Annotated in this window: 23 protein-coding genes; 11 read left to right on the top strand and 12 right to left on the bottom strand. The window is 35.7% G+C overall.

Annotated elements, in window-relative coordinates; genetic code table 11:
- Positions 1 to 96 precede the first annotated feature (96 nt).
- From lysS to ABYK18_RS07020, 4 genes are all read right to left on the bottom strand, one after another.
- Positions 97 to 1,611: a lysine--tRNA ligase gene (gene lysS / locus ABYK18_RS07035; RefSeq protein ID WP_373035947.1), complete on the bottom strand. Its 1,515-nt coding sequence runs from the start codon at positions 1,609 to 1,611 to the stop codon at positions 97 to 99.
- 64 nt (positions 1,612 to 1,675) lie between these two features.
- A complete protein-coding gene (locus ABYK18_RS07030) occupies positions 1,676 to 2,149 on the bottom strand; it encodes a Fur family transcriptional regulator (RefSeq protein WP_373035946.1) in 474 nt (157 codons plus the stop codon).
- Positions 2,150 to 2,151: 2 nt separating this feature from the next.
- On the bottom strand, positions 2,152 to 2,805 hold the full coding sequence (locus tag ABYK18_RS07025) for a CvpA family protein (protein WP_373035945.1): 654 nt from the start codon (positions 2,803 to 2,805) through the stop codon (positions 2,152 to 2,154).
- The gene (locus ABYK18_RS07020; protein WP_373035944.1) at positions 2,806 to 3,723 is read right to left on the bottom strand and encodes a GGDEF domain-containing protein; all 918 of its coding nucleotides are present in this window, start codon (positions 3,721 to 3,723) and stop codon (positions 2,806 to 2,808) included.
- 150 nt (positions 3,724 to 3,873) lie between these two features.
- Here ABYK18_RS07020 and ABYK18_RS07015 point away from each other — a divergent pair, with 150 nt between their 5' ends.
- Positions 3,874 to 5,226: a class II 3-deoxy-7-phosphoheptulonate synthase gene (locus ABYK18_RS07015; protein ID WP_373036040.1), complete on the top strand. Its 1,353-nt coding sequence runs from the start codon at positions 3,874 to 3,876 to the stop codon at positions 5,224 to 5,226.
- Here the strand turns inward: ABYK18_RS07015 and abc-f are convergent.
- The gene (abc-f, locus tag ABYK18_RS07010; RefSeq protein ID WP_373035943.1) at positions 5,223 to 7,166 is read right to left on the bottom strand and encodes a ribosomal protection-like ABC-F family protein; all 1,944 of its coding nucleotides are present in this window, start codon (positions 7,164 to 7,166) and stop codon (positions 5,223 to 5,225) included. The two genes, ABYK18_RS07015 and abc-f, sit on opposite strands and share 4 nt — an antisense overlap.
- 213 nt (positions 7,167 to 7,379) lie before the next feature.
- Here abc-f and ABYK18_RS07005 point away from each other — a divergent pair, with 213 nt between their 5' ends.
- The gene (locus ABYK18_RS07005) at positions 7,380 to 9,926 is read left to right on the top strand and encodes a 2-oxoacid:acceptor oxidoreductase subunit alpha (RefSeq protein WP_373035942.1); all 2,547 of its coding nucleotides are present in this window, start codon (positions 7,380 to 7,382) and stop codon (positions 9,924 to 9,926) included.
- Entirely contained in the window at positions 9,923 to 10,768 is an 846-nt protein-coding gene (locus ABYK18_RS07000) for a thiamine pyrophosphate-dependent enzyme (protein ID WP_373035941.1), read from the top strand. Before ABYK18_RS07005 ends, ABYK18_RS07000 begins: the two co-directional genes overlap by 4 nt.
- On the opposite strand, the gene ABYK18_RS06995 is transcribed toward ABYK18_RS07000, so the two are convergent.
- From ABYK18_RS06995 to ABYK18_RS06985, 3 genes are read right to left on the bottom strand one after another with little or no spacing between them, the layout of a single operon-like run.
- On the bottom strand, positions 10,734 to 11,051 hold the full coding sequence (locus ABYK18_RS06995; protein WP_373035940.1) for a hypothetical protein: 318 nt from the start codon (positions 11,049 to 11,051) through the stop codon (positions 10,734 to 10,736). The two genes, ABYK18_RS07000 and ABYK18_RS06995, sit on opposite strands and share 35 nt — an antisense overlap.
- On the bottom strand, positions 11,041 to 11,547 hold the full coding sequence (locus ABYK18_RS06990) for a SprT-like domain-containing protein (protein WP_373035939.1): 507 nt from the start codon (positions 11,545 to 11,547) through the stop codon (positions 11,041 to 11,043). The genes ABYK18_RS06995 and ABYK18_RS06990 overlap by 11 nt, the downstream gene beginning before the upstream one ends.
- Before the next feature lie 4 nt (positions 11,548 to 11,551).
- A complete protein-coding gene (locus tag ABYK18_RS06985; protein ID WP_373035938.1) occupies positions 11,552 to 11,881 on the bottom strand; it encodes a hypothetical protein in 330 nt (109 codons plus the stop codon).
- 163 nt (positions 11,882 to 12,044) lie between these two features.
- On the opposite strand from ABYK18_RS06985, the gene htpG reads away from it, so the two are divergent.
- Entirely contained in the window at positions 12,045 to 13,937 is a 1,893-nt protein-coding gene (htpG, locus tag ABYK18_RS06980; protein WP_373035937.1) for a molecular chaperone HtpG, read from the top strand.
- A 111-nt stretch (positions 13,938 to 14,048) separates the two neighbouring features.
- The gene (locus ABYK18_RS06975) at positions 14,049 to 14,564 is read left to right on the top strand and encodes a hypothetical protein (protein ID WP_373035936.1); all 516 of its coding nucleotides are present in this window, start codon (positions 14,049 to 14,051) and stop codon (positions 14,562 to 14,564) included.
- On the opposite strand, the gene ABYK18_RS06970 is transcribed toward ABYK18_RS06975, so the two are convergent.
- Complete coding sequence (locus tag ABYK18_RS06970; protein WP_373035935.1) at positions 14,549 to 14,713, bottom strand: hypothetical protein; 165 nt, start codon at positions 14,711 to 14,713, stop codon at positions 14,549 to 14,551. The genes ABYK18_RS06975 and ABYK18_RS06970 overlap by 16 nt on opposite strands.
- 59 nt (positions 14,714 to 14,772) lie before the next feature.
- Between ABYK18_RS06970 and ABYK18_RS06965 the strand changes: the two genes are divergently transcribed.
- The gene (locus tag ABYK18_RS06965) at positions 14,773 to 15,285 is read left to right on the top strand and encodes a hypothetical protein (protein WP_373035934.1); all 513 of its coding nucleotides are present in this window, start codon (positions 14,773 to 14,775) and stop codon (positions 15,283 to 15,285) included.
- Position 15,286: 1 nt separating this feature from the next.
- On the opposite strand, the gene ABYK18_RS06960 is transcribed toward ABYK18_RS06965, so the two are convergent.
- Both ABYK18_RS06960 and ABYK18_RS06955 read right to left on the bottom strand, forming a co-directional pair.
- Positions 15,287 to 15,583 (bottom strand): hypothetical protein, encoded by a 297-nt coding sequence (locus ABYK18_RS06960; protein WP_373035933.1) that lies wholly within the window; start codon positions 15,581 to 15,583, stop codon positions 15,287 to 15,289.
- Positions 15,584 to 15,633: 50 nt separating this feature from the next.
- Complete coding sequence (locus tag ABYK18_RS06955) at positions 15,634 to 15,924, bottom strand: DUF3817 domain-containing protein (protein ID WP_373035932.1); 291 nt, start codon at positions 15,922 to 15,924, stop codon at positions 15,634 to 15,636.
- A 146-nt stretch (positions 15,925 to 16,070) separates the two neighbouring features.
- Here ABYK18_RS06955 and ABYK18_RS06950 point away from each other — a divergent pair, with 146 nt between their 5' ends.
- From ABYK18_RS06950 to ABYK18_RS06940, 3 genes are read left to right on the top strand one after another with little or no spacing between them, the layout of a single operon-like run.
- A complete protein-coding gene (locus ABYK18_RS06950) occupies positions 16,071 to 16,310 on the top strand; it encodes an OadG family transporter subunit (protein WP_373035931.1) in 240 nt (79 codons plus the stop codon).
- Positions 16,311 to 16,318: 8 nt separating this feature from the next.
- The gene (locus ABYK18_RS06945; protein ID WP_373035930.1) at positions 16,319 to 18,118 is read left to right on the top strand and encodes a biotin/lipoyl-containing protein; all 1,800 of its coding nucleotides are present in this window, start codon (positions 16,319 to 16,321) and stop codon (positions 18,116 to 18,118) included.
- Between the two features lie 4 nt (positions 18,119 to 18,122).
- Positions 18,123 to 19,442, top strand: coding sequence for a sodium ion-translocating decarboxylase subunit beta (locus tag ABYK18_RS06940; RefSeq protein ID WP_373035929.1), 1,320 nt, complete (start codon positions 18,123 to 18,125; stop codon positions 19,440 to 19,442).
- 73 nt (positions 19,443 to 19,515) lie between these two features.
- Here ABYK18_RS06940 and ABYK18_RS06935 read toward each other — a convergent pair whose 3' ends face one another.
- Positions 19,516 to 20,454 carry a chemotaxis protein CheW gene (locus ABYK18_RS06935; RefSeq protein WP_373035928.1) on the bottom strand — a complete coding sequence of 313 codons (939 nt, stop codon included), beginning with the start codon at positions 20,452 to 20,454 and terminating at the stop codon, positions 19,516 to 19,518.
- 113 nt (positions 20,455 to 20,567) lie between these two features.
- Here ABYK18_RS06935 and ABYK18_RS06930 point away from each other — a divergent pair, with 113 nt between their 5' ends.
- Positions 20,568 to 21,365, top strand: coding sequence for an HlyD family efflux transporter periplasmic adaptor subunit (locus ABYK18_RS06930; RefSeq protein ID WP_373035927.1), 798 nt, complete (start codon positions 20,568 to 20,570; stop codon positions 21,363 to 21,365).
- Positions 21,366 to 23,108: a molybdopterin-dependent oxidoreductase gene (locus tag ABYK18_RS06925; protein WP_373035926.1), complete on the top strand. Its 1,743-nt coding sequence runs from the start codon at positions 21,366 to 21,368 to the stop codon at positions 23,106 to 23,108.
- Positions 23,109 to 23,148: the final 40 nt, after the last annotated feature.

Genomic DNA, 23,148 nt, shown 5'->3' with positions numbered 1-23,148 from the left:
TAATTTTTTATTAATAAGGAAGGTTAATGAAAATGTTGGATGTTAGTTTGAGAGAAAAGGGCAGAGTTTGTATGCCCTTTAAGCCTTAGAGTAGTCCTACTCTTCTTCTGCAGTTTTTTCTTCGTTATGTACAGGTTTCATTGCAGGGAACAATAAAACGTCTCTGATTGAATGCTCGTTTGTCAACAACATTACAAGTCTATCTATTCCGATTCCTTGGCCTGCCGTCGGTGCCATCCCGTAGCTAAGTGCATCTATAAAATCTTCATCCATCTCATGAGCCTCATCATCACCGGCATCTTTAGCATCTACCTGACCTTTAAATCTTTCATATTGATCAACAGGGTCATTTAACTCGCTAAATGCATTTGCAATCTCTCTACCTGCAATAAAAAGCTCAAATCTCTCTGTAATATCAGGATTTTCATCACTTCTGCGGGCAAGCGGAGATATCTCAACCGGATACTCTGTAATAAAAGTAGGGTCAATCAGTTTAGCCTCAACAAACTCGTCGAAAAGTTCACCTTGGAGTTGACCCAGGTTCATACCAGGTTTTACAGTGATCTCTTTAGATTTTAAAAATTCTATGATTTTTTCTTTATCATTTACTATCTCTGCGGGAACTCCACCGATAGTTGAGAGTGATTCTATAAGCGGAACTTCAGTGAAGTTGTCAAAATTCACTTCCATATCGCCATAAGGAAGTAAAGTAGGCAGGTTTAAATGATCAAAAAGGTATTCAAAGTACTCTTTTGTTATTTTTATTAAATCTTTGTAAGTCTTGTAAGCCCAGTAAAACTCAATAGATGTAAACTCAGGATTATGAGTTGCATCCATACCTTCATTTCTAAAGTTACGGTTTATTTCAAATACTGCTTCAAATCCACCGACTATTAGTCTTTTAAGGTAAAGCTCCGGAGCGATTCTTAAAAATCTGTCTATTCCAAGAGCATTGTGATGTGTGACGAACGGTTTAGCATTAGCTCCGCCTGCTATGGGATGCATCATCGGCGTTTCTACTTCCAAAAAGCCTTTGTCTTCAAAGAAGCGTCTAGTCAGTGAGATTACTTTTGAGCGAATTTTAAATGTTTTACGAACATCGGCATTCATAATAAGGTCAAGATATCTTTTTCTATATCTGATCTCCTTATCTGTTACACCGTGAAATTTTTCAGGCAGCGGCGCTATAGCTTTGGTTAAAAGTTTTAAATCGGTAGCATGAAGTGATAACTCGCCTTTTCCGGTTATAAAAGGGTAACCGTTTACTTCGACTATATCACCGACTTCAATGTTCTTTTTGAAAATTGTATTATAAAAATCTTCAGGAAGATTGTCTCTTGCTACATATATTTGAAGCATTCCACTCTCATCCTCTATCTTTATAAAGCTTGCCTTACCCATAATTCTAAAAAGTTTAATTCTACCACTTACACAGTAGTGACGATTTTCATCTCTTTTATCTTCTTTATCCTCTATATCAGAGTTTACATTTAGATATTTTTCAATAGTTGTATTTCTTTTAGACTCATTAGAGTACGGGTTAAAACCAGCCTCTTTTAAAAGCTGTGCTTTTTCTATTCTTTGTTGTATAAACTTATTTTCAAAAGCCAATATTTTTCCTTTTAGTTATTAATTGCGTGAAATGTGCTTTAGTGATTTTACTATGCTTATTTCACTATTTTTTACATTTACTGCAGATGCCGTATATTTGCATCGAATGGTCTTGCATCTTAAACCCAAGCTCATTGGCAATATGGTGTTGTCTGGCTTCTATTTGCTCATCTACAAACTCAGTAATAGTTCCACACTCTGTACAAATAAGATGATCATGGTGATTCTTGGCACCAAGCTCATATTTTTTACCTTGAGCACCAAAAGATAGTGATGTAACCATGTTGGAATCTTCTAACAATGAAAGAGTTCTATAAACTGTAGCTATTCCGGTTTTTAAGTCCGGAAATTTTTCTTGTATCAGGTGATGAAGTGATTCCGGTGTCAGATGCTCATCTGAGTTGTAAAGAGTTTCCAGAATAACTTCTCTTTGAATGGTGAATTTTAGAGAGTTTTTCTTAAGAAGAGATTTAAAGTCACTCAATAACTGTTCATACTCAATAGTTCTATCATTAAAATCAGTTGTAACTGTAGACATAATTATTCTTTCTCCTGCATCTGAGATTTTATTTCCTCTGCATTGTCTTTTGCCATGTCACTCACTTGGTTTTTTGTATCTTCTACTATTTTTTGGGTTGATGTTTTAATAGTGTTGTTTACTTCATTAGTAACTTTATCTATACCGTTGTTAATGTCATCGCTTATTTCAACCGGGTCCAGTTTCATAATAAATGCACCTGTACTGATGAGAACAGGAAATAAAATGCTATTTTGCATAGGAACTTCTATGGTTGATTTTATAGCCTTTATATTATAAGCTGCATGTGCAATAACAGCGGCAATAAGAAAAAACTTACTTGCACCGAATACAAATCCTAATATTCTATCAAAGATGCCAAGTCCGCTTAACAGGCTGAGTTTTTTAAATATGTAACCTACAGTTATCATAAAAATCCAAAAAACTGCCAAAGTAACTAAGAAACCGGAAAAATTGATGGCAGCACTATTTTCAAATTTAAATACCATATCACTTATATATTGACCTACACTGTCTCCAACACGAGAAGCTACAAAAATACCACCAATGATGCCAATAAGTCCAAAAGCCTCTTTGAAAAAACCGTTAAGTATCCCTTTTAGACCAAGCATTAAAATAATTATTGAAGCTATTAAGTCAAAATAGTTAAATTCCATCTATCTCATCTCCGCATGCACTTGATTTTTACCGCTTTTTTTTGCTTTGTAAAGGGCTTTGTCTGCTCTTGCAATAAGAGTGTCAGGAGTGTCGCCTTTAGCATATTTCGTAGTTCCTATGCTCATAGTAACTCTAAGACCTTCACCCTTATAAATAAGTTTGTTTCCTCTTACCAAATCAAGCAGTCTGTTTGTGATTTTTTTACAGTGTGAGTCATCTATACGGTTTAGTATGATAATGAACTCTTCACCGCCGTATCTGAATACTTTATCACCGTCTCTAAGAGTTTTCTTTAAAATATTTGCTATGAAAATCAAAACTTTATCTCCGGCTACATGACCGTATTTGTCATTAATATTTTTAAAATCATCAATATCCAACATAAGCAGATGAAACTCATATGGAAGGTTGTCGTTTGAACAGACATTTTTGAGATAAGATGATAAAGCACGTCTATTGAAAACTTTAGTAAGTGAGTCTAGATTTGATTTCTCTTCAAGTGTTTTTACTTGAGTTGTTAATTGCGAAATAATTTCATTTGCTTTTTTAACTTCATCACTCATATGAGATTGGATTTCATCGAACTTACTTGTTAGTGAAGGTAAGTCTATATGTTGTGCGCTGCATTCCATAAGAGTTTTTTCATGCATTTTAGTCAGCTTGTCTATATTTGCGTTTGTATTAGCATATGAAGATAGACTTTTATTTGCGATATCTTTATAGGCATTGTGAAATACAGTCTCTGCAAAACCGGCACTGCTCATATCTTTTTCATTAACATTCATAATGATTTGAGCAGATTCAATAAGATAATTAGCAACTTGTTCCTTTGTTGCTTCATCCTTTTGTTCTTCTATAATTGTTGAGAGTTCTTTACACATTTCATTTGCGAGAGATATTAATTCATCTTTTTGCATAGTGATATCCTAGATAAAATATTGTCGCATTATACTTAAGACAAGCATAAGAAAAGCTTTTGTTGTGTTAATAAAATATTATTTATGTTTAATCAGAGCTATTTTAGGTGTTTTGATGTAGAATAACAAAAATTATAAATTTAAGGTTCTATTATGAGTATTTGGAGTCCAACAAGTTGGAGAGAAAAACCAATTTTACAACAACCAACGTATCCAAACAAAGATGAATTGAAAAGAGTTTTAAAAGAGTTAGGGGACTATCCTCCTCTTGTTTTTGCGGGAGAAGCTAAAAGACTTAAAGAACAACTTGCTGATGTTTCACAAGGAAATGCTTTTTTACTTCAAGGCGGAGATTGTGCTGAGAGCTTTAGTGAGTTTCATGCTGATAATATTCGTGATACATTTAAGGCTTTAATGCAGATGGCTGTAGTGATGACTTACGCGGGCGGCGTTCCTGTGGTAAAAGTTGGTCGTCTCGGCGGTCAATTTGCAAAACCACGTTCAAGTGACACAGAGACAGTTAACGGTGTCACTCTTGATTCTTACCGGGGTGATATTATTAACGGTGTAGAGTTTACGCCGGAAGCCCGTACTCCAGATCCACAGAGAATGATAAAAGCTTACAATCAGGCAGCAGCTACTCAAAACTTACTTCGTGCATTTGCTACCGGTGGTTTGGCTGATCTTCATCAAGTTCACAAATGGAATCTTGCTTTTGCACACAAGAGTGAAGTTTCAGAGAAATATGAAAAACTGGCAGAGGAGATTGAAACTTCTCTTAGGTTTATGCAGGCTTGCGGTATAACATCTAAAACATACAGAAACCTTAGAGAGACAGACTTCTATACATCACATGAAGCTCTTTTACTTCCATATGAAGAAGCCTTTACTAGAAAAGACTCAATCAGTGGTGATTGGTACGATACTTCTGCTCATATGCTTTGGATAGGTGATAGAACCCGTCAACTTGACGGTGCTCATGTTGAGTATTTAAAAGGTGTTAAAAACCCTATAGGTGTAAAAGCCGGACCCACTATGGACCCGGAAGATCTAATCAGATTGTGTCAAACATTGAATCCTGAAAATGAAGCTGGACGTTTAAATGTTATTGTTAGAATGGGAGCGGACAAAGTTGGTGAAGGCATGCCGAAACTTATTCGTGCGGTTGAGAAAGAAGGTATGAAAGTAGTTTGGAGTTGTGACCCGATGCACGGTAATACTATTAAATCATCCACTAACTTTAAAACACGTCCTGTAGATGCAATACTTAAAGAGATGAAACAGTTCTTCCAAGTGCATAAAGCTGAAGGAACTTACGGTGGAGGTGTTCACTTAGAGATGACAGGTAAAAATGTTACTGAGTGCATCGGTGGTTCATTTACCGTAACAGAAGAAGACTTAAGTTCTCGTTACCATACTCACTGTGACCCTCGCTTAAACGCAGACCAGTCTTTAGAGTTGGCATTTTTAATTGCAGATACTTTAAAAGAAGCAAAACGTTAAGAGTTGATTTGCTCCTCTTTTTCTTGAATACCTAAGAGCTCTTCGACTTTTTCTTCGTAGAGCTCTTCAAGCTTTTGAAGCTCACCTGCAAGTGTAGTTATCCCAATATCCTCATAACATTTTGGATCTGCCAGACACTCGTTTTTCTCTTGCATCTGGATTTCTAACTCTTCTATTTCAAGCGGAAGTTTTTCCAGTGCAATTTTTTCTTTAAATGTCAGTTTTAGAGTTTTTGGCTTTTGTTTGATCTCTGCTTTTTCAACTTTTTCTTTTAAAGCATCAGATTCCATCTCATCAAGTTCTTTTAACTCTTTTTCCAGTTCAAGATACTCGGAATATTGTTGATAAGACTCTTCAATATGTTTGTCTTTTTTAAAGATAAAGAGTTTTTTCGCAATCTTGTCTACAAAGTATCTGTCATGGCTTACGATGATTACGGCGCCTGCAAAGTTAGTAAGTTGCTCTTCTAAAATGTTGATAGTAGGAATATCAAGGTCATTTGTCGGCTCATCCAAAATCAATATATCAACATCTTTAGTAAAGAGAAGTGCAAGTGCTATACGGTTTTTTTCTCCACCGCTTAGGACACCTATCTTTTTATCCAAAAACTCTCGCGGAAACAAAAAGTTTTTCAAGTAACCAAAGACATGCATATCTTTACCGCGCACACTGACTCTGTCCCCGCCATGCGGACAAAAAGTCTCCATAAGGTTTTTATTATCATCGAGCATCTCACGATGTTGGTCAAAGTAACCTATTTTGAAATCACCCTGTTTGATTTTGCCGCCAGTCGGTTCTAGTCGTCCGAGAAGCGCTTTTAACAGTGTAGATTTGCCGCTTCCGTTTGGTCCTACTATGGCTATAACATCTTTTTGAAGTATACGCGTCGTAAAATCTTTTAAGAGCTCTTTATTTCCAAGAGTAAGAGACAAATGTTCTACTTCAAATAGCATCTTTTGTTTGTTTATGCTTTTGTCCCGGTTAAAGTGTTTTGCTTCACGTTGAAGCTCTACCGACATTTTACGAATCTGTGCAGGATTTGTTTTTGCATTTTGGCGGAGTTCCATCAGACGTTCTTTACGGCCTTCATTTCTTTTTAATCTGGCTCTAACACCTCTTGCATACCACGCATTTTCTCTTTTTAGCATGTCAAGAAGATTCTCGTGCTGTTTTTGAAGTGTTCTGATATATTCGGCTTTTTGCGTAAGGTAGTCACTGTAACCGCCGCTATATTCTCTAAGTGCGCAGTCTTCAACCTCTATGCTTTTAGTAGCGATTCTATCTATAAAGTACCTGTCGTGGGATATAAAGACAAGAGTAAATTTTTCTTTTAGAATAAGGTCTTCCAAAAACTCGACCATGTAAACATCAAGGTGATTGGTCGGTTCATCAAGAAGCAACACGTCAGGTTTTTGCAGAAGCAGAGATGCAAGAGCAACACGGCGTTGTTCACCACCGCTTAGTAAGATTATGGGCTTGTCCTCATACTGTTTTAAATCAAAATGCTGGATGATACGCTCTATCTTGTCGTCTAAGTTCCAAGCACTGTGATGTTCTATATAGCGCGATAGGTTTTCATGCTCGTCTATAAGTTTTTTGTTCTCAAAATCATCCGCTAAAAGCATTGAGAGTTCATTGTACCTCTCTTTTGCGATGTTGAGCTCACGCAGACCGTCTTCAACAGCTTCTCTGACGGTATGACCCTCTTTAAAGTTTGGTCTTTGGTCTAGCATCTTGACTTCTAAATCATTTTTAGTGATTCTGTGTCCGCCGTCTTGGTCAAGAGAGCCGTTTATGATTTTCATAAGAGTAGACTTTCCACTACCGTTTTTACCTATGATAACGATGCGCTCACCCTCATCTACATGAAAATTGACCTCTGTTAAAATCTTTTGTGCCGAATAATGTTTTGAAATGTTTTGTAGGTCTATTAATGCCATGAGATTTTAAGATTTCCTTTTATATAGGGCTTAGAAATTTTTTCGCTATTGTAGCATTTTTACTAAGAGAAATTTTTTACTAATGTAGCTTTATGGTTATAATCTTTAACGGCGTCTATTGTTTCATAACAAAACTATATGTGATAAAACAGTTTTTGATAAGTTTTAAAGTAGTAGTATTTAGAAATACTTTTGCATCATTAAGGATATCCAATGACAAAAAGTGAACTTAAACTCTATAACGGAAAAAACGGGGCTAAAGCTTATATAGCCTATAAAAGCAAAGTATATGATGTGACCGACAGTCCTCTTTGGCAAAACGGTGAACATGAAGGCGTACACAGTGCTGGCATTGACCTGACACCAATGTTGCAAAACGCACCGCATTCTGTTGAAGTCTTTGATGACTTTATGGTTGTTGGAACTTTGGAAGAAGAACCTCCACTCAAGGAGAGTGTATCTGATGAAGATTATAAAAAACACCTAAGAACCTGGTATAAAAAATACCATCCGCATCCCATGATAGCCCACTTTCCTATTGTCTTGCATCTCTTTGCATCCGTATTTGATTTAGTCTTTTTTGCCAATCCAAAAGAAGCCTATGCAATAGTGATATTCTATACTTTTTTTGTTGCTACAGTATTTGGATTAATTGCTATGTTGCCAGGCCTTTTAAGCTGGTGGATAAACTACGGTCTCTCGAAAAGCAAACCTTTTGTCATAAAAATCATTGTTTCAATATTGACACTTTTACTTGGAGTAATAGGAATAATCATCTATATGGAAAATCCTAATGTGGTTTATGAAACGTCTGCTCCAAGTGTAATATACCACTTTATTATCCTCGTGACAGGAGTAAATGTCATAATCCTTGGATACTACGGCGGAAAAATCACATGGGGTGACAGTTCTGAGGGTGAAGAAGTAAAAGAAAAAGAGAGTCAAAAAATAAAAGAGATTAAACAAGAGGGTGTTCTTGGAAAATTGACTCTTGCTAAAAAATATGAAGCATCTTTTATCTCAGAAATCTCTAAAGCTCCGGTTTCATTAAATCTAAATAAAGAGATACAAAGTTCTAAAAAAAGAACTAAGAGTGTTGCTATTTTAATCGGTGGAGCTGCAGGGACAGGCATAGATACTCTTGAAAAGATTCTAAGTGATACCCTAAAAAAGAGCGGATACTACATATTTTCAAGTAAGGAGTATATGTCGAGAGTGCGTGGAGGAAGCAACACCACACTTATCCGCGTCTCGGATGCACCGCTTGAAGCACCGTGTTGGGAAGTCGATCTTTTTATAGCCATAGATGAACTCTCCCTTAATCATGCTAAGCATAGATGCACGGAAAATACACTTATTTTAGTAGATGAAAGTTTTGCAGATCCGAAAAAATCACTTTGTTCCATAGCTATGAATAAAACGGCTAAAAAACTCGGTAATGCACGTTATAGCAATACCTTTGCAGCCGGTGTTATATTTGGACTTTTTGGTATAGAATTAAAGCCTTTGATTGAAAATGTAGCCCAACATTTTAAAGATGACAGTATAAATGAAGAGGCTGTAAAACTTGGGTTTGAAGCTTCTAAAAGTATAGACAATTCCAAGTTGCCGTCTTTTGTAGATGCAGATAAAGAGAGGCTCGCTAAACTGCATCTTATGGATGGAACAACAGCTTCGGGCTTTGGATTTTTAGCAGGAGGTTGTAACTTTGTTGCATCTTATCCGATGTCTCCATCAACGGGAGTTCTGAATTTTATGGCTTCAATGTCTAAAGAGTTTACAATAGCGTTAGAGCAGAGTGAAGATGAGATAGCATCTCTGCATATGGTTCTTGGAGCATGGTACGCTGGTGCGCGTGCTTTGACAACAACATCCGGCGGTGGTTTCGCTCTCATGGGAGAAGCTTTGAGTCTCTCTGGTATGAGTGAGATGCCAGCAGTCATATATCTGGCGCAAAGACCGGGTCCTGCTACAGGTATGCCCACACGAAGCGAGCAGGGTGATTTAAACATGGCACTTCATTCTGGACACGGACCATTCCCTCGTGTCATACTTGCACCCGGTTCTTTGCAAGAGTGCATTGATTACGGATATCTTGCCTTCGAACTTGCAGACAGGTATCAGTCTCCCGTTATTTATCTAAGTGATGAGTATTTGGCAGAAGCAATGGGCATGATAGATGATGTTGATTTTTCCGCATATGAGCAAAGAAGATATATTTGCCACATAGATGATGAATATGAAAGATATGTCGATACCCAAAGTGGGGTAAGTCCGAGAGGAGTTCCTGCTTTTGGTGATGGTCTTGTGTGCGCTGAGGGGCATGAACACGATGAGAGAAGCCAGATAACTGAAGACTACAACAAACGTGTGCAGATGGCAGATAAAAGAGCAAGAAAAGAAGAAGCTCTAATAGCCGAGGCAATAGAACCTGAGTATATCGGTGGTGGAGATATTGCAATCGTTGGTTGGGGTTCTACAAGAGGAGCTATAAAAGAAGCTATTGCAATGCTTGATGAGCCGAGTTTGACTCAAGTCCATTTCAGATGGATTCATCCGCTAAATCCAGAGCACCTTGAAGTGCTTAAAAAATATAAACACATCATCATGGTTGAGAATAATGCCGATGGAGCATTCTCTAATCAGCTTAAGATGCACGGTGTTAAGATAGATATGATGATTTTGCAATACAACGGATTTTCATTTTTTGCTGACCAGCTAAGAGAGATGATATCCAAAGAGATAAAGGAGCTGTTATGAGCCATGTATTTGACCGTCAAAATGTGGATGTAGCTTGGTGCCCCGGATGCGGTAACTTCGGTATCTTGAAGCTGATAAAAGAAGTCCTTGAAGAGTTGGGCTCAGATCATCGCAGCAGCGTGATAGTCTCAGGAATAGGGCAGGCTGCTAAAACACCTTACTACATAGATGTAAATATGTATGGAGTTCTACATGGCAGGGCACTTCCCGTAGCAACTGCCGTAAAAGTGGCAAATCCTGAGTTAAATGTCATAGCTGAGGGCGGAGACGGAGATATGTACGGAGAGGGCGGAAACCACTTTTTGCATACCATCAGACGAAATGTGGATATTGTCCATATAGTGCATAACAACATGGTTTACGGACTTACAAAAGGCCAAGCATCTCCTACAAGTCAAAAAGGATTTAAAACTAAAGTCCAGGTCGATGGAGTAGGCAATGAACCGTTTAACCCTTTGAGCGTAGCTTTGGCTTTAAGGGCAGGATTTGTATCTCGGGTAAACATAGGAAACCCTGCACATGCAAAAGAGGTGTTAAAAGCGGCTTTTATGCATAAAGGTTACGCTCTTGTAGATATCTTTCAGCCCTGTGTCGTTTTTAATAAGACAAACACATACAAGTGGTTCAAAGAAAACACTTATATGCTAGATGCAACTTATGATAATAGTAATATCTCAGCTGCTATGGATAAAGCTTTTGAAGAGATGCCGATGCCTCTTGGCATCTTATATAAGAATGAGAGTGTAACATTTGAAGAGCGCATAAGAAAAGGGGATACAAAGCCTCTGTATGCATCTGAGCACGACCTTAAAGAGATTCAGAAGAAGTTTGAGGCTTTTTAAACTTCTTATCATGGAATTTATACCATTTACAGCGCTTTTTATTTTTTATTGAGTAAATATTGTAGGTAAATTTTCTACTACATTCTTGACACTCAAATGTAGCACGGTTTTTAAACTTGTTGTACTGCACAAATAAGAAGTTTCCTATTTGATCGCCTTTTTTATAGATGATTTTTTCATTTTTTGCGTAAGCTTTTTCCGCGAGCAGTGCATCTTCACGCTGTTTTGTCAGCCAAGTAGGTTCTGCATCTTCTTCAAACTCATATTCCATCTCATTTTCCATTATAAAAAGGTAGTTTGTCTATCACGACATCATGAGAGTTTACATATTGTTCGCAGTTTTTCCCGCCTAGTTTTTTGCAGGCTTCTTGCCACTCTTTGGAATGCCCGTCATCTTTGGCAGAGCCTCTTTGCCCAAGTTTAAAAACAAGAGCATGAGCATACTCGTGTGCTATGACATTATCGACCATATAGTCCATACTCTCCTGCATGACTTTTTTGTTGAGATATATCTTTATTTCACCGTTCTTATAAGCGGTAAGACCGTATAGTCTGCCTTTGAATCTGTCTGTAACTATGAGAGGGACTTTAAATGCAAAACCGTAGTTTTTTTGCATAAGGACTAGTACTTCTTGTTCTTTGTCTGCTATAAGTTTTTTATAGCTTTGGGGAAGGTCGTTTGTCCTAAACATATAACTTTCATAATAGTTTTTAGAAAGTAATAAAATAGCAATAACAATAATAGCTAAAAAGATTAATTCTAATTTTTTCAAAAACATTAGATTATATTTTCTCCAACTTCTGCTCAAGAGCATCATTACATATCTCTTTTGCAGTAAACCAGTCGGCTATTCCTTGGTCATTATATTGGTATTCTATTTGTTTTATGGGGATTACACTGTTCCTGATTTTTGAGCGCACTATACCCATAACTATAAAACTTAGCAGAAGCGTTGCAATAGCTATAAAATAATCATACATAAGCCAAACGACAATAGAGATAACATATATAGAATATTGCAAGAAAATTCTCAGAGCAAATGATATAAATCTGCATTTTTTGGAATAAAGTTTTGGAGTCGGTTCCATCATCTCTATAAAATCATTATCCATAATATACCTCTATTTATTAGTTGGAAAATTATACCTAAAATAGATAAATTTGAATCTGACTAAACTTATGTGAGTCTAAATGACTAAACTTAGTTGATGTTACTTGTAACTATTAACTTTTTTTTGATAAACTACGATAAATTTTTACACAAGGATATTAAAGATGGCAAAACATCAGTTTCAAACAGAAGCAAACCAAATATTAAATTTAATGATTCACTCACTATATTCAAACAAAGAAATTTTCATACGTGAGTTGGTTTCAAATGCTTCAGATGCATTGGATAAACTAAATATGTTAGTTCTAACGGATGATAAATATAAAGACGTTACTTTTGCTCCTCGTATAGATATTGTTGCAAACAAAGAGGCTAAGACTTTAACTATTAAAGATTCCGGTATCGGTATGAACGAAGAAGATTTAATGAACAACCTTGGTACTATTGCAAAGTCGGGTACTAAAGCATTTTTAGAAAATCTTACTGGTGACCAGAAAAAAGATTCTAACCTTATCGGTCAGTTTGGTGTCGGTTTTTACGCTTGTTTCATGGTAGCTCATAAAGTTGAAGTCACAACTAAAAAAGCTGGTGAAGAACAGGCATTTCTATGGACAAGTAAAGGTGACGGCGAGTTTGACATAGAAAACACAACTCAAGAGGGTCACGGTACGACTATCGTAATGCATCTTAATGATGATGAGAGCGAGTTCTTAGAGACACACAGAGTTGAGACAATTATTAAAAAATACTCTAACCATATTCCATTCCCTATCTTTATGGATAAAGAGAACTTTGTTCCTGCGGTTAAAGATGATGAAGGAAACGAGACTGAACCTTCAAGAACTGATATAGAAAACACTCAGATAAACCGTGCAAACGCACTTTGGACTATTTCAAAAAGTGAAATCTCTGATGATGAATATAAAGATTTTTACTCTTCAATTGCTCACTCATCAGAAGAACCATTAACTTGGATGCATAATAAAGCTGAGGGCGCTATAGAGTATACTACTCTTTTCTACATCCCGTCAAAAGCACCTATGGACATGTTTAGAGTTGATTACCAAACTGGTATTAAACTTTATATCAACCGTGTATTTATTACTGATGATGAAAAAGAGTTGATGCCTACTTATTTGAGATTTTTACGCGGTGTTATTGACTCTAAAGATTTACCTCTGAATGTATCTCGTGAGATTTTACAATCAAATGCAGTTATGAACAAAATTAAAAATGCATCTGTAAAAAAAGTTCTCTCAGAACTATCTAAAATGGCTAAAAAAGATCCTGCAAAATATGAAGAATTTTTTGCTGAATTTGGAAATGTACTTAAAGAAGGTCTTTACAGCGATTTCGGTAATCGTGAGAAAATTTTAGAACTTATGAAGTTTAACACTCTTAACTCTTCTGAGACTTTGATGATTGAAGATTTTATTAAAAATATAGATGAAGATAAAAAAGAGATTTATTACATAACTGGTAAGACTTCTGTAGCTATGTTAAAATCTTCTCCGGCATTAGAGAGATTTAAGGCTAAAGGTATTGATGTTTTAATTCTAAATGAAGAAGTTGACACTATTATTTTCCCTATGGTGACTGAGTATAAAGATTATAAATTTGTACATGTTACAGATGCTAAATTTGAAGAGAGTGAAGAGGAGAAAAAAGCTGAAGAAGAGATTGCAAAATCTTTTGAAGGTTTGGCAAAAGAGTTTAAAGATGCTCTAGGTGAAGCTGTTAAATCAGTAGAGACTACTTCAGATTTAGTTGAATCTCCTGTTAAATTAAAAGAAGATAAAGAAGACCCTGCCTACATGATGGCTCAAATGATGAAACAGATGGGACAAGACAGCGGTGCTCCTGCTCCTGCTCCGATTCTTCAGATAAATCCTAAGCATGAATTAATAGTAAAACTTAAAGATTCAGCTGATCAAAACCTCATTAGTGATGCTGCTCATGTATTGCTTGATCAGGCAAAGCTGTTTGACGGTGTAGAACTTGATGATACTGCAGATTTTATCTCAAGACTAAATAGAATTATTACAAAAGCATTGTAATTTTTTTTATATGAGTGCATTTGTAGCACTCATATAACTATTTCATATTTATGTTGGGTTTTAATATATTAAATTAAGAATATATGATACTTTATTACTATGAGCATAAATATGATTCTAGAAAGAAGACAGGAAATAAATAGAGAACTTCGTGACTCTATTGAAAAAACTCTGCAGGAGAGTACTGAATTTCTTCAAAATAATCTTGACAGTTCACAAATACTTGATTACAAATATACTACTGATGAAGCTGAAAAAGAGATGGGTCTCGAAGCTGACCTTGTAAATGAGTTGGTAGAAGATTACGTCATTCAAATAATAAAATCAAAAACACAGTTTCTTCAATATATACAAACATTACAAACAGCCAAAGAAAAATTTATAGAACCTGACTATACGCTGCTTAGAGAACTGTCTCATAAAAATTTAGGTGTTGCAAAAAATCTTCGTATCAAAGATGCTATCCATATCTTAAATGAACTTATGAAAAAAGATGATTTAGCGTATCTTACATTATGCGTTAAAATTTTAGAAGCCTGTGCTATTAGACTGAACCCAAAATGTGCATATAAGACTTTAAAGTTAATAGATATAAAAAATTCATTAACAAATTATTTTAAAGAGTGAGATACCTGTTCTAATAAACCTTTTGGTATTTTTTTAATTGTTTGTTCTTTGTCATCTAAAGGAAGGGCAAATGCAAGAAGTATAAATACAAATGAAAAAACCACACCACCTAGGATACTAAGTATAAGCTTTAGTTTAAAGTCGTTCATGTTTGTATATACCTTTAAGATTAATCAGGGATTTAAATTATAACATGTTAAAATCATATATGAGAAAAAAAACACTGCTTGCAATCATTTATCTTTGTGTCACAGGTACTCTTATTGCAAAAGAGCCGCTTTTGGCAATGCTTGACAACACTTTCTCAAATGAAGTTCAAAAGTTCGGAGTCGGCAATTATACTTTTGAATGCAAGCCCTATGGCATATTGACTTTAGAGAAGCTTTATAGCGCTGCTAAAGAAGGCTCATCATGTCAGACAGCTATAGATGAGTTTTACACTAAAAAACCAAAGTTAAAATACTATTCAGATATGATTTTAGAGCGTAAACAACGATATCACATAGAGATTAAAGATACAGAATGTATTATTTATGCCAAAGGGCAGGTGACTCTTTCAGAATTGCTTTTAAATGAAGGTTTGGCCATAAAAAGACCAACGTTAAAAGATGAAGAGTTCGATGAATATTTTACCTTAGCACAAAGAAAAGCTAAGATAGAAAAAAAAGGTTTGTGGGGAGAAAAGATTTTCAGTAGTTGTATTGAAGAGTTATATAAATAATCTAATGTTCTTGATTGGTCATATATATCCAAAATTCTTTGTGCGTATGGCCCTTGTTTAAAAAATATAGTTGAAGTATAGTTACTCTGTATAGAGTGATGATCATCTTTGCATATGGGACAAAAAGACTAAGTCTGACCAACATAGACTGCTCTTTGTCTCCTTTTGATTCTATCATCTCCTGCATACCTATATTTTTACTAAGATACACCCCAAATAGGATTGAAAATAGGAAGTTCAACGTAAGTCCAAAAATTATATATGCAACAAAATCTTGTTCATGTATTCCTGCGATCATAGTTCCTCCATTAAATTTTTAGTTGTGTATTTTAGCAAATTTATGCTTTTTTATTCATAAGATTTAATCTTATTTTTTGTAAAAAAAGTTCCAAACGGTATAAGCGAAGCTACGAAAAAAATGATATTTTCACTAAATGCCCATTTACTTTCATGCCATGCTTTTACCAATAAAAGGCAAAAAAGTATAAATAAAATACCGTGAATCATTCCTGCTATTTTGACAGCCATTGGGTAGCCAAAAGCGTATTTCATCGGCATTGCAATGAAAAGTAGTAAAAGGTATGAATAGCCCTCTATCGAGTTGATTTGTCCGAATTTTTTAACACTGTTATTTGTCATTTGTCATCTTTGTTTAAATTGTGTGTCGAAGTATATAATCAAAAAGTAACAATTGCACAACTTTAAAATATTACTAAAGAATAGAAAACTTTATTTAAACTTCTTTATACTATACTCTCTAGCAAAATTGTAACAAAGGTACATTTATGGAAACTAACCTCGTATTAGAGGGCTTTAAATTTATGGGTTTAGGGATGTCAACCGTTTTTCTTTTTCTTATCATACTGATAATACTGATGAACGTAATGTCGGCTCTCGTACATAAATTTTTCCCTGAACCGCAGGCGAATTTAGATTCAGCAACAAGCACAGAAAATAATAATAACAATAATAAAAAGATAATTGCAGCCATAACAGCAGCGATTTCTCACCATAAACAAGGTTAAGGATTATAATGGCTAAAAAATATATAGACGTAATGGATACAACTTTCAGAGATGGATTCCAGTCAGTTTTTGGTGGTCGTGTACTTATGGATGATTTTTTTCCGGCAGTAGAGGCAGCTAAAACGGCAGGAATAAACCACTTTGAATTTGGTGGTGGGGCAAGATTTCAATCTTTATACTTCTACCTAAGAGAAGATGCATTTGAGATGATGGATAAGTTCCGTAAAATCGTTGGACCGGATGCAAACCTTCAAACTCTTGCTCGTGGTGTAAACACTGTAATGTTAGATACGGGTTCTAAAGAACTTATAGATTTACATGCAAAAATGTTCAAAAAACACGGTACTACAACAATTAGAAACTTTGATGCACTTAATGATGTTGAAAACCTAAAGTATTCGGGGGAGAGAATTTCTCATCACGGACTTAAGCATGAAGTTGTTGTTACAATGATGGACCTTCCTCCTGGATGCCACGGTGCACATACGACAGAATTTTATGAAAAAACTCTTCGTGAAATCTTAGACAGCGGTATTCCTTATGACAGTATCTGTTTTAAAGATGCTTCCGGTACTTCTAACCCTCAAAAAGTTTTTGACACTATCAAAATGGCTCGTGGTTTAGTTCCTGAAGGAACACACTTACGTCTTCATACTCATGAGACTGCAGGTGTGTCTGTTTCTGCATACATGGCTGCTTTAGAAGCCGGCATTGACGGTATTGATATGGCAGCTGCTCCTGTAAGTGGTGGAACAAGTCAACCTGATATCTTAACTATGCTTCATGCGACAAAAGGTATGGATTATGACCTTGGCGGATTAGAAATCGGTAAAATTCTTACTTATGAAAAAGAATTACAAAACTGTCTATCTGATTATTTTATGCCTCCTGAAGCTACGATGGTATCTCCAATCATTCCATTCTCACCAATGCCGGGCGGTGCATTGACTGCAAATACTCAAATGATGCGTGATAATGGTATTCTAGATAAATTTCCTGAAGTTATCGCTGCTATGCAAGAAGTTGTAGAAAAAGGCGGTTACGGTACATCAGTGACTCCGGTTTCTCAGTTTTATTTCCAACAAGCACTTAACAATGTTATGCAAGGTCCTTGGCAGGCTATCGCTCCAGGTTATGGAAAAATGGTTCTTGGTTATTTTGGTAAAACTCCGGTTGCTCCAGATCCTGAGGTTGTAAGAATAGCATCTGAGAAGTTAAACTTAGAGCCAACAACAGAAAAAGCTCTTGATCTGGCAAATGCAGATGAGAGTAAATCTTTAGAGACTTGGATTAACAAGCTTAAAGAAGAAAATATAGAAATTACAGAAGAAAATATATTTATAGCAGCTGCTTGTCAGGAGAAAGGTATTTCTTTCTTAAAAGGCGAAGGCGAGTTAAACGTTCGTAAAATATCTCAAATGAAAAAAGATTGTGAAGGAAGTTCAAGTATGGGTAATGGAAATTATACAGTAGTAGTCGATGGTCAAAAGTTTAGTGTTCAAGTTGCAGAGGGTGACGCAAATATTCAAGTAACAGCAGTAGAAGGGGAGAGTGTAGCACCAAGTACACCTGCACCTGCAGCGGCTTCTGGCGATGAAGTTTCTATCAAAGCTCTTTTACCTGGTAATGTTTGGAAAATTGTTGCTAATCCGGGTCAGAGTGTAAATGAAGGTGATGTGATTATGATTTTAGAATCAATGAAAATGGAAATTGATGTTGTTGCACCTCGCGGTGGTGTAATAAGATCTATCAATGTTGCAACAAACGACAAGGTAGTAGAAGGTCAAGTCGTAGCAGTATTAGGATAAGTATATGAGATTTTTTGTTATAAAACTGTTTGCACTTGTACTTTTTAGCCTTGGTACGCTTCATGCAAATGCAACCGCTTCAGCTGAAGGTCTTTCAATGCATCAAGAAGAGAATTATAAAACCAAACCTTTCACTGAAATGGTTACCGGTTTTTTAAAATCTACGGGTATTGTTGCTTTGATAAATCCGGATCCAAATGAATTGAACTCTCATGGTGAAAAAATGAGTGATTTCCATAAAGGAATCGGTCGTGTCATCATGGTCTTAGTCGTATTCTTGTTATTTTATCTGGCAATCAAAAAAGGATTTGAACCTCTTTTACTTTTACCTATTGCGTTTGGTGGACTTTTAGCCAATATTCCCGTTGCCGGTATCGCAGGTGAACACGGTTTCTTGGGTGTGATTTACAACATGGGACTTTCTAACGAGATGTTTCCTATTATCATCTTTATGGGTGTCGGTGCAATGACTGACTTTGGTCCTCTCCTTTCAAACCCTAAAACTGCACTTCTTGGAGGTGCTGCTCAATTTGGTATTTTTGGAACATTAGTTGGTGCGGTAGCATTGTCACAAGCAGGATTTGTGGACTTTACACTTCAACAAGCTTCAGCTATATCTATTATCGGTGGAGCGGATGGTCCGACATCGATATTTATCGCTACTAAACTTGCACCTGAGCTTTTAGGAGCTATTGCAGTTGCATCTTATTCATATATGGCAATGGTACCGATTATTCAGCCTCCAATTATGAAAGCGCTTACTACTGAAACTGAGAGAAAAATCAAGATGACGACACTTCGCCATGTTTCACGTTTAGAGAAGTTGGTTTTCCCTATATTGGTTCTTGTTCTTGCTATTTTGGTGTTACCTGAGGCTACGCCGCTAATCGGTGCATTTATGTTTGGTAACTTCTTAAAAGAGAGTGGTGTTGTTGAGCGTCTGAATGATACTCTTCAAAACGCACTTATCAACATTGTAACTATATTCTTAGGTCTTGGTGTTGGTTCTAAACTTGCAGCTGATCAATTCTTGGTTCCGGATACTATGTTTATTATGGCTCTTGGTATTATTGCATTCTCGGTTGGAACTGCAGCCGGTGTTATAATGGCTAAGATTATGAATCTGTTCCCTGGTCACAAGATTAATCCACTAATCGGTTCAGCTGGAGTGTCTGCTGTTCCAATGGCGGCTCGTGTGTCAAATAAAGTCGGTATGGAGTATGACCGTAATAATATGCTTTTAATGCATGCAATGGGTCCAAATGTTGCAGGTGTTATCGGTTCAGCTGTTGCTGCCGGTGTACTTATCTCACTGTTTCAATAACTAAATATAGTTGTTGAAATGCGGCTGTTCATCTCTTTTGATGGATAGCTATCCTTTCTAAATTAAAAAAATACTAACTGTTCATAACTTCCACGATTAGAGGTATTACGTTATGGCTTTTTGTTTTGTCAATAAAACCGTTTGCCCCGAGCATTTCTGCTTCTCTTTTGTTGTTGCTACCTGTCATTGAGCTATTTACTATTATAGGTATATCTTTACTTCCAGGATTCTTTCTTAATGTTTGTATTACTGTAAATCCTGACATCTCAGGCATCTCGATATCTGTAATAATAGCCGGAATTATTGAAGGGTCTTCCATAGCTAGAATATAATCAACTAATTTTTTCCCATTATCAAAGAGTCTCATCTTAATAGCTGCATTTTTGAAAATTTGTACTAAGTGTCTTTGTGCTGTTTTTGAGTCTTCTGCTATTAATACTTCGCCATTTAGAAGTTTATGAGGCAACGGTGTGTCTTGAATATTGGAAGGTGATTCATGTACGTCTACCATGGCTTGAGGAATTACATCAGCTAAAAGTTTTTCATAGTCTAAAATAAGACATAAACTGCCGTCTTCAAGTCTGGTGTCATTCATTACAACACCTTCTTCTTTTAGTCTATAGCTGTCAGGCGCATGCATCTCATTCCAGTTTTTCTTTATAACTCTGTATGCTGACATAATTCTAAGACCTATAATAATTCCATTAAAGTCGCAAATCAAAATATTTGATTTGGATCTCTCTTCTTTAGTCAGAGTTGTACCTAACCACTCAGGAAGGTTTAATATCGGTATTTGAAGACCGCGAAGGATAATTGTTCCCTCAAGAAGAGGATGTGCTGATGGTATCTGTGTTAAGAAGTGATTTTTAGATTCAACAACCTCTCTTGTCTTGAACACATTTATTGCATAGAATGCAGAATCTTCGCTATTGTTAATTCGAAAAACTAAGAGCTGAAGTTCGTTGTTTTTTGCTAGATTCGTAGTAGCATCTACCTTGGACAAAACAGACATAGGCACCCTTTAATTAAAACTTACTAGATAGTACCAAAAAAAAAATGAAATATGCTTTAATGTTAATAATGAAATGGTAAAATAATCATAATTTTAATAGAAGGTATTAATAAGTGAAAATTTTAGCTATTTTATTTTTGATGTTCAGTCTGTCTCATGCAAAAATCTATTATTCAAAAGTCGAACCTTATGAGATTAGAGATATCTCTTCAAATGTTTCAGGTTTGGTTCTATCAATAGATGAAAATATGATAGGTAAGAAGTTAACGTCGGATGCGTATATAACAATAGATTCTGAGTTAGATGCCAAAGAACTTGCGTTTATAAAAGATAAACTTGAGTATTTAAGAGAGATTATTAAAGTCAATGAGAATGTTTTAGTTAACTTAGAAAAATCTTTAGTTAGAAAAAGAGAAAACTATAAACGTATAACTGATTTAAAATTTAAGTCGGCTGTAGAAAAAGATAAAGAGTATTATGATCTTATATCTAATGAAAATCTATACCTAAGTACGCAAAAAGAGATACAGAACTTAAAAGTTCAGATTACAGATTTAAAACTTAGAGAAGCACATTTAAAAAGAAGTGTTTCTGATAAATATCTTAGTGATAAGGGTTTCGTATTATATGAGATTTCGGTAAAAGTGGGTCAGGTTGTCGGTGTTTCGACTCCTTTGGCAAAAGTTGCCGATACTTCAAAAGCAAAACTTACGATATATCTTGATGAAGAAGACGTTGCAGATGCAAAAAATAAAGTCGTATATATAAACGGTGAAAAAACATCTTATAAAATCTCAAGGTCTCTTAATATTGCAGATTCAAAAAATATTTCAAAATATATGGCTCAAATAATAATAGATTCTCCAAAGCTTTTTTCAAAACTTGCTACTGTAGAGTTAAAAGATAAGTAAATGTCAGAAACTCTAACAGCATGCCCGCTTGACTGTTATGATGCATGTGGTATATCATATGAAAACGGTAAAATAAAAGCTTTTAAATCAGGACATACAAACGGTTTTTTATGTCCTCATATGAATCATTACGAAAAGCATGAAATTATTAATCTTCCAAGATATAAGGGTAAAGAGATCACTCTTGAAGGAGCACTGATTCATTTAGCACAGATGCTGCGTGAATCAGAACCAAAGAGTGTTTTACACTACAGAGGCAGCGGTAACTTTGCACTTATGCAAGAAGTAAGTGACCACTTCTTTGCCTCCTACGGAGCTACACTTACAGAGGGAACATTGTGTGATGGAGCAGGTGAAGCAGGTATAGTCGAAGGAAGAGGCTCAAACAAAAATATGCCTATCTCAGAGATAGAAAAATCAGAAGTTGTTATATTTTGGGGAAGAAACCCTCATACAACATCGAGTCATCTTCTTCCTCTCATAAAAGATAAGACTATTATCGTAATAGATCCCGTAAAAACAAAAATAGCAAAAATGGCAGATTTGCATCTTCAGGTAAAACCTAAAGGTGATCTTCATCTTGCAATGCTTCTTAGCAGGTTTTTACATATTGATCATGGTTGTGATATAGAGTATCTACAAGAGCATGCTAGTGAATTTGAAGAGTTTTATGAACTGACTCAAACCATTCGCATTAAGGCTACACTTGAAGAGATAGACGTTACTTTGGGACAAATAGGCAAAGTCTTAGAACTTATCAAAGATAAAAGAGTAGCGATAGTCTGCGGTGTCGGGATTCAAAAGTATCGTGACGGAGCTGAGATTATGAGAGCTATTGATGCTTTTGGAGTTATGCTTGGACTTTTTGGCAAAGAGGGCTGCGGAGTTGCTTATCTCGGTTCTTCAAGAGAGCATATAAGCTCACCCTTTAACACAAACGCTAAACAGCGGGTATCTAAAGTAAATACGGAGTTTTCCAACTTTAAAACAGTTTTTATTCAGGGAGCAAATCCGCTCTCACAGATGCCAGACAGCCTGAGGGTTAAAGAGTCAATAAGTAAAGTTGAAAATGTAGTGTATTTTGGACTTTATGAGAATGAGACAAGTGAAATTGCCGACTTGGTGATCCCTGCAAAAAGTTTTTTACATAAAGATGATGTCAGAACATCATATTCGCACAATGCTATGATGTTTATGAATAAAGTACAAGATTCGGATGCAGGAATAAGTGAGTATGAGCTAAGTTCTTATTTGTGTAAGTATTTTAATATTGACATTGAGGGTGAAGAGTTTTATCTGAATCATTTCAAAAGTTTTGGTGCTGAACAAGATGATGGCATCCGGCGGGTGAAAAATAGAGAAGAAATTCCTTACCAAGATGGTTTTGATACCGATGATGGAGAATTTCTGTTCTTAGATGAGTTTGAAACGAACTTAGAAAAAAGTGATAAGTTGCATCTTATAACTTCAAAGAGCTTAACAAGCCTAAACTCTCAGTTTAATCGTGAGAGCAATGTTTATCTCAACAGTTCTCTTGGCTTTAAAGATGATGAACTCGTAAAAATAACATCAGACAACGGCAGTGTAGAGCTAAAAGTAAAACTCAATGATGATTTAAGAGATGACTGTGTGCTTATATTTAGCGGGACAAAAGGTGTCAATAACCTTACATCTTCTAAACACTCTTATGAGGGTAAGAGTGCAATATATCAAGAAAATAGAGTTAATGTTTCTAAAGTTTAGTCTTTAGAAGTCATTTGTAATATAATACATAAATAATTAG

Source organism: Sulfurimonas sp. (assembly GCF_041563495.1).
Taxonomy (GTDB): domain Bacteria; phylum Campylobacterota; class Campylobacteria; order Campylobacterales; family Sulfurimonadaceae; genus Sulfurimonas.
This window is presented reverse-complemented; position numbering and strand designations above follow the sequence as displayed.

Bases quoted from the DNA above. Each gene is read 5' to 3' on its own strand.
- ABYK18_RS06935 (WP_373035928.1), bottom strand. From the start codon at position 20,454: ATGTCTGTTTTGTCCAAGGTAGATGCTACTACGAATCTAGCAAAAAAC.
- ABYK18_RS07025 (WP_373035945.1), bottom strand. From the start codon at position 2,805: ATGGAATTTAACTATTTTGACTTAATAGCTTCAATAATTATTTTAATG.
- ABYK18_RS06940 (WP_373035929.1), top strand. From the start codon at position 18,123: ATGAGATTTTTTGTTATAAAACTGTTTGCACTTGTACTTTTTAGCCTT.
- ABYK18_RS07020 (WP_373035944.1), bottom strand. From the start codon at position 3,723: ATGCAAAAAGATGAATTAATATCTCTCGCAAATGAAATGTGTAAAGAA.
- ABYK18_RS06975 (WP_373035936.1), top strand. From the start codon at position 14,049: ATGATTCTAGAAAGAAGACAGGAAATAAATAGAGAACTTCGTGACTCT.
- ABYK18_RS06955 (WP_373035932.1), bottom strand. From the start codon at position 15,924: ATGACAAATAACAGTGTTAAAAAATTCGGACAAATCAACTCGATAGAG.
- ABYK18_RS06960 (WP_373035933.1), bottom strand. From the start codon at position 15,583: ATGATCGCAGGAATACATGAACAAGATTTTGTTGCATATATAATTTTT.
- htpG (WP_373035937.1), top strand. From the start codon at position 12,045: ATGGCAAAACATCAGTTTCAAACAGAAGCAAACCAAATATTAAATTTA.
- ABYK18_RS06950 (WP_373035931.1), top strand. From the start codon at position 16,071: ATGGAAACTAACCTCGTATTAGAGGGCTTTAAATTTATGGGTTTAGGG.
- ABYK18_RS06970 (WP_373035935.1), bottom strand. From the start codon at position 14,713: ATGAACGACTTTAAACTAAAGCTTATACTTAGTATCCTAGGTGGTGTG.
- ABYK18_RS07005 (WP_373035942.1), top strand. From the start codon at position 7,380: ATGACAAAAAGTGAACTTAAACTCTATAACGGAAAAAACGGGGCTAAA.
- ABYK18_RS06985 (WP_373035938.1), bottom strand. From the start codon at position 11,881: ATGGATAATGATTTTATAGAGATGATGGAACCGACTCCAAAACTTTAT.
- ABYK18_RS07000 (WP_373035941.1), top strand. From the start codon at position 9,923: ATGAGCCATGTATTTGACCGTCAAAATGTGGATGTAGCTTGGTGCCCC.
- ABYK18_RS06965 (WP_373035934.1), top strand. From the start codon at position 14,773: ATGAGAAAAAAAACACTGCTTGCAATCATTTATCTTTGTGTCACAGGT.
- ABYK18_RS06995 (WP_373035940.1), bottom strand. From the start codon at position 11,051: ATGGAAAATGAGATGGAATATGAGTTTGAAGAAGATGCAGAACCTACT.
- abc-f (WP_373035943.1), bottom strand. From the start codon at position 7,166: ATGGCATTAATAGACCTACAAAACATTTCAAAACATTATTCGGCACAA.
- ABYK18_RS07030 (WP_373035946.1), bottom strand. From the start codon at position 2,149: ATGTCTACAGTTACAACTGATTTTAATGATAGAACTATTGAGTATGAA.
- ABYK18_RS06945 (WP_373035930.1), top strand. From the start codon at position 16,319: ATGGCTAAAAAATATATAGACGTAATGGATACAACTTTCAGAGATGGA.
- ABYK18_RS06990 (WP_373035939.1), bottom strand. From the start codon at position 11,547: ATGTTTTTGAAAAAATTAGAATTAATCTTTTTAGCTATTATTGTTATT.
- ABYK18_RS06925 (WP_373035926.1), top strand. From the start codon at position 21,366: ATGTCAGAAACTCTAACAGCATGCCCGCTTGACTGTTATGATGCATGT.